The sequence below is a fragment of the Micromonospora sp. NPDC048868 genome (genome assembly GCF_043198195.1).
Taxonomy (GTDB): Bacteria; Actinomycetota; Actinomycetes; order Mycobacteriales; family Micromonosporaceae; genus Micromonospora; species Micromonospora reichwaldensis.
Genome location: NZ_JBICUN010000008.1, coordinates 1 through 4302, shown reverse-complemented (window position 1 = coordinate 4302; position 4302 = coordinate 1). Strand labels below are relative to the sequence as shown.

General features: G+C 72.0%; 4 protein-coding genes. 1 reads left to right on the top strand and 3 read right to left on the bottom strand.

Annotation, left to right across the window (positions count from 1 at the left end):
• The 3 genes from ACGFNF_RS14690 to ACGFNF_RS14680 form a co-directional block, all read right to left on the bottom strand.
• Positions 1-1960: ABC transporter ATP-binding protein (locus ACGFNF_RS14690; RefSeq protein WP_393168623.1), on the bottom strand; the 1960-nt coding region annotated here is incomplete at its 3' end.
• A gap of 131 nt (positions 1961-2091) precedes the next feature.
• Entirely contained in the window at positions 2092-2859 is a 768-nt protein-coding gene (locus ACGFNF_RS14685; RefSeq protein ID WP_393168201.1) for an enoyl-CoA hydratase/isomerase family protein, read from the bottom strand.
• Between the two features lie 46 nt (positions 2860-2905).
• The gene (locus tag ACGFNF_RS14680; protein ID WP_007462679.1) at positions 2906-3133 is read right to left on the bottom strand and encodes a helix-turn-helix domain-containing protein; all 228 of its coding nucleotides are present in this window, start codon (positions 3131-3133) and stop codon (positions 2906-2908) included.
• A gap of 209 nt (positions 3134-3342) precedes the next feature.
• Here ACGFNF_RS14680 and ACGFNF_RS14675 point away from each other — a divergent pair, with 209 nt between their 5' ends.
• Positions 3343-3942 carry a cadmium resistance transporter gene (locus ACGFNF_RS14675; protein ID WP_393168199.1) on the top strand — a complete coding sequence of 200 codons (600 nt, stop codon included), beginning with the start codon at positions 3343-3345 and terminating at the stop codon, positions 3940-3942.
• The last annotated feature ends 360 nt before the right edge of the window (positions 3943-4302 follow it).

The window sequence follows — 4302 nt, the reverse complement described above, 5'->3', positions numbered from 1 at the left end:
GGGCCGCCGCTGGCGGCAGCGCCTCGTCGGCGAGGTAGGGCCGCAGCGGCGGCACGGCCACCGGCTCGGGCCCGGTCGCGTCGACGTACGGGGTGGGCGAGTCGGCGACCGCGAACTGGGTGCGGTAGAGCTCGGCGTAGAGCCCGCCCACGGCCACCAGTTCCTCGTGCCGCCCCCGCTCGACGATCCGCCCGTCGTCGAGCACCAGGATCTGGTCGGCGTCGCGGACGGTCGAGAGCCGGTGCGCGATCACCAGCGCGGTACGCCCGGTCAGCGCCACCGACAGCGCCCGCTGCACGGCGGCCTCGCTCTCCGAGTCGAGGTGCGCCGTCGCCTCGTCGAGGATCACGATCGACGGGGCCTTGAGCAGCAGCCGGGCGATGGCGATGCGCTGCTTCTCGCCGCCGGAGAAGCGGTAGCCGCGCTCGCCGACGAGGGTCTCCAGCCCTTCGGGCAGCGACCGGACCAGGTCGGCGACCTGCGCCCCGGCCAGGGCCGCCCAGATCTCGTCGTCGGTGGCGTCCGGCTTGGCATAGCGCAGGTTCTCGGCGATGGTCTCGTGGAACAGGTGCGAATCCTGGGTGACCACGCCGATCTCGTCGCGCAGCGAGGCGAGGGTGGCGTCGCGGACGTCGACCCCGCCGACCAGCACCTGCCCATCGGTGACGTCGTAGATGCGGGAGATCAGCATGGACAGCGTCGACTTGCCGGCCCCTGAGGGGCCGACAAGCGCCACCATCTGCCCCGGCTCGACCGCGAACGAGACGCCCTTGAGCACGGGCTCGTTGATCGTACGGTCGAGGGCGGCGACCTCCTCCAGGCTGGCGAGCGAGATCTCGGCGGCACTGGGGTAGCGGAACCGGACGTCGCGGAACTCGACCCGGCCGCTGGCCCGGGGCACCGGCACCGCGTCGGGCCGCTCCTCGATCGTCGGCTTCAGGTCGAGCACCTCGAAGACCCGGTCGAAGGAGACCAGCGCGCTCATCACGTCGACCCGGACGTTGGACAGCGCGGTCAGCGGGCCGTAGAGGCGGGTGAGCAGCAGGGCGAGGGTCACCACGGTGCCGGCGCTGACGTTGCCGGTGACCGCCAGCCAGCCACCGAGCCCATAGGTGAGCGCCTGGGCCAGCGAGGCGACCAGCAGCATCGCCACGAAGAAGGTCCGCGAGTACATCGCGGACTGGATGCCGATGTCGCGGACCCGCTCGGCCCGCCCGGCGAACCGGCGCGCCTCCACCTCGGGCTGGCCGAAGAGCTTGACGAGCAACGCGCCCGAGACGCCGAACCGCTCGGTCATCGTCGCGTTCATCTTCGCGTCGAGGTTGTAGGACTCCCGGGTGATCTCGGCGAGCCGCTTGCCGACCCGGCGGGCCGGGATGATGAAGACCGGCAGCAGCACCAGGGAGAGCGCGGTGATCTGCCAGGAGAGGGTGAACATCACCGCGGCGGTGAGCACGAGCTGGATGACGTTGCTGACCACCCCGGACAGCGTCGAGGTGAACGCCCGCTGCGCGCCGAGCACGTCGTTGTTGAGCCGGCTGACCAGCGCACCGGTCTGGGTGCGGGTGAAAAACTGCAGCGGCATCCGCTGGACGTGGTCGTAGACCCGGGTGCGCAGGTCGAGGATGATGCCCTCGCCGATGCGGGCCGAATACCACCGCTGGGCGAGGGAGAGCAGCGCGTCGAACACCGCCAGCCCGGCGATGACGAGGGCCAGCCGGACCACCGCGCTGCCGGCGTCGGCGCCGCCCCGGGTGATCGTGTCGATGACGTCGCCGGCGAGCACCGGGGTGGCGACGCCGATGACGGCGGCCAGCACCACCGTGACCAGGAAGACGACGATGTCCCGGCGGTAGGGCCCGGCGAAGGCCACGATCCTGCGGGCCACCCCGCGCTTGAGTCGGTGGGTGGAGATCTCGTCGCGGTTGCGCATCGACCGGAGCATGCTCCAACCGGTCATGCCGCCGCCCGACATCGAGTGGGACACGTTCACCTCCGGGTCGTCGGGCTGACCGCACCGTCAGGTCAATTCTCCCGACGACTCTGACAACCTCGACCGTAACCCTGATCTTCCCGAACGGTCCTTACGACTTACTCTCCCCGCCCGGCGAGATCACGCAGCCGGCGGGTCTGCGCCTCCCGCTCGGCCCGCTGCTGGTCGGCGGCGGACCGACCGGTCGCGCCGGCCAGCAGTGCCTTGATCTCCACCACCGCGTTGCGGTCGTTGGCCAGCAGCCCTGCGGTCAGGTCACGCACCGCGGCGTCCAGCTCGGCGTTCGGCACCACCAGGGTGGCCAGACCGATCCGGTCCGCCTCGGCGGCGTCCATCCGCCGGCCGGTCGCGCAGATCTCCAGGGCACGGCTGTAGCCGACCAGGTCGACCAGGCGGCCGGTGCCGGCGAGATCCGGGACCAGGCCGAGTGTCACCTCGGCCATGGAGAGCTTCGCGTCCTCGGCGAGCACGCGAAGGTCGCAGGCGAGCGCCAGCTGGAAGCCGGCGCCGATCGCGTGCCCCTGCACGGCGGCGACGGTGACGACGTCGGGACGGTGCAGCCAGGTGAAGCCGCCCTGGTATTCCGCGATCCGGTCGGCGCACTCCTGCTCGGGTAGGGTGGCCAGCTCGGCGAACGACCCCGGACCGGACGCACCGGCCACCGACAGGTCGAGGCCGGCGGAGAACGCCCGCCCCTCGCCGCGTACGACCACGACGCGGACGTCGCCGGGGAGGTCCCGCGAGAAGTCGCTCATCGCGCGCCACATCGCCGGGGTCTGCGCGTTGAGCACGTCGGGCCGGCACAACGTGACCGTCGCGACCGGCCCGTCGCATTCCAGCCGGACCCCGGTCGTCTCGGCGGTCACCGAGCGATCCGGGGAGCGGCGCTGATGGACGACGCTGGTGGGCGGGTCACGCCTTCTTGCGGCGTCGGGCGCCGCCACGCTGCCGCAGCTGAACCCCGGACTCGGTGAGCACCCGGTGGATGAACCCGTAGGAACGGCCGGTCGAGGCCGCGAGCGCGCGGATGCTCTCACCCGAGGTGTACCGCTTTACCAGGTCCTTGGCGAGCGTCTGACGCTCGGCTCCGACGATCCGGCGACCCTTCTCAGTGCTGGTGGCTGTGCCAGTGGCTGCCATGCTGTGTCCTCACGTCCCAGACTGTGCGGTTCGGATACGGTCCCACCTATTAGACCGCCTCGAACGATCATGCGCCAGATATCAACTCTTCGCCAACCGACACGCTATGCAATGTCAGCTTCCCGATAGCGTGATGCTCCCGACGCGGCCCGGGGCCCGCCCGGCCCCGGCGCCGGGGGTGACGGGTGACCGCGCCGTACCCTGCTGGCGTGATCGACCTGTTGGGCACCGCGGCCGGCGCCGCCGTGGTGTTCGCCGCCACCAACATCGACGACATCGTCGTCCTGACCCTGTTCTTCGTCGCCGCCCGCACCACCGGCCGGCCGCGCACCTGGCAGATCGTCGCCGGGCAGTACCTGGGCATCGGCGCGCTCGCGCTGGCCAGCACGGTGGTCGCGGCCGGGCTGCTGGTGGTGCCCGAGCCGTGGACCGGGCTGCTCGGCCTGCTGCCGGTCGCCCTCGGCGTCCGCGCGCTGCTGCGTGACGACGCCGACGACGCCCCGGCGGTGGTCGGCTCGACGCTCGGCGTGGCCGGGGTGACGATCGCCAACGGCGCCGACAACATCGCCGTCTACGTGCCGGTGTTCCGGGCACTCGGCCCGGCCGACGGCGCGGTCTTCCTGCTGGTCTTCGTGGTGCTCATCGCGCTGTGGTGCGCCGCCGGGGCGTGGCTGGGCGGGCACCCCCGGGTGACGCGGCTCGTCGGGCGCGTCGGCCACTGGCTCGTCCCGGCGGTCTTCATCGCCATCGGCGTGGTCATCCTGGCCACCTCGGGCGTCCTGCCCCACCTGCTCGGCCTGCTGCGCTGACTGCACGCCCCACCCGCACCCACCGCAAACCGCACACCCACCCCACCGGGCCACCCCACCCGGTGCGCCCCGCCTGGCTCCCGCCGGCTCGCCCCCCGGTTCCCGCCTGGGCTCCCGCGTGGTCGCCCTGCCTGGCTCCCGCCTGGTCGATCATGAAGTTGTTGTCGCGACACGCCGGGGCGGAGGGCAACAACCTCATGATCAACGGGCCGGGCCGGGGCCGGGGCGGGCCGGGTGGGTCAGGCCGGGTGAGTCAGGCCGGGTGGGACGCTCCTATGCCGCGTCAAGTGGTTGGGGTGGGGTTTCGAGGCGCCGGTAGAGCTCTCGGGCGACGTAGCGTGTGAGGCAGCGTTTGATTTC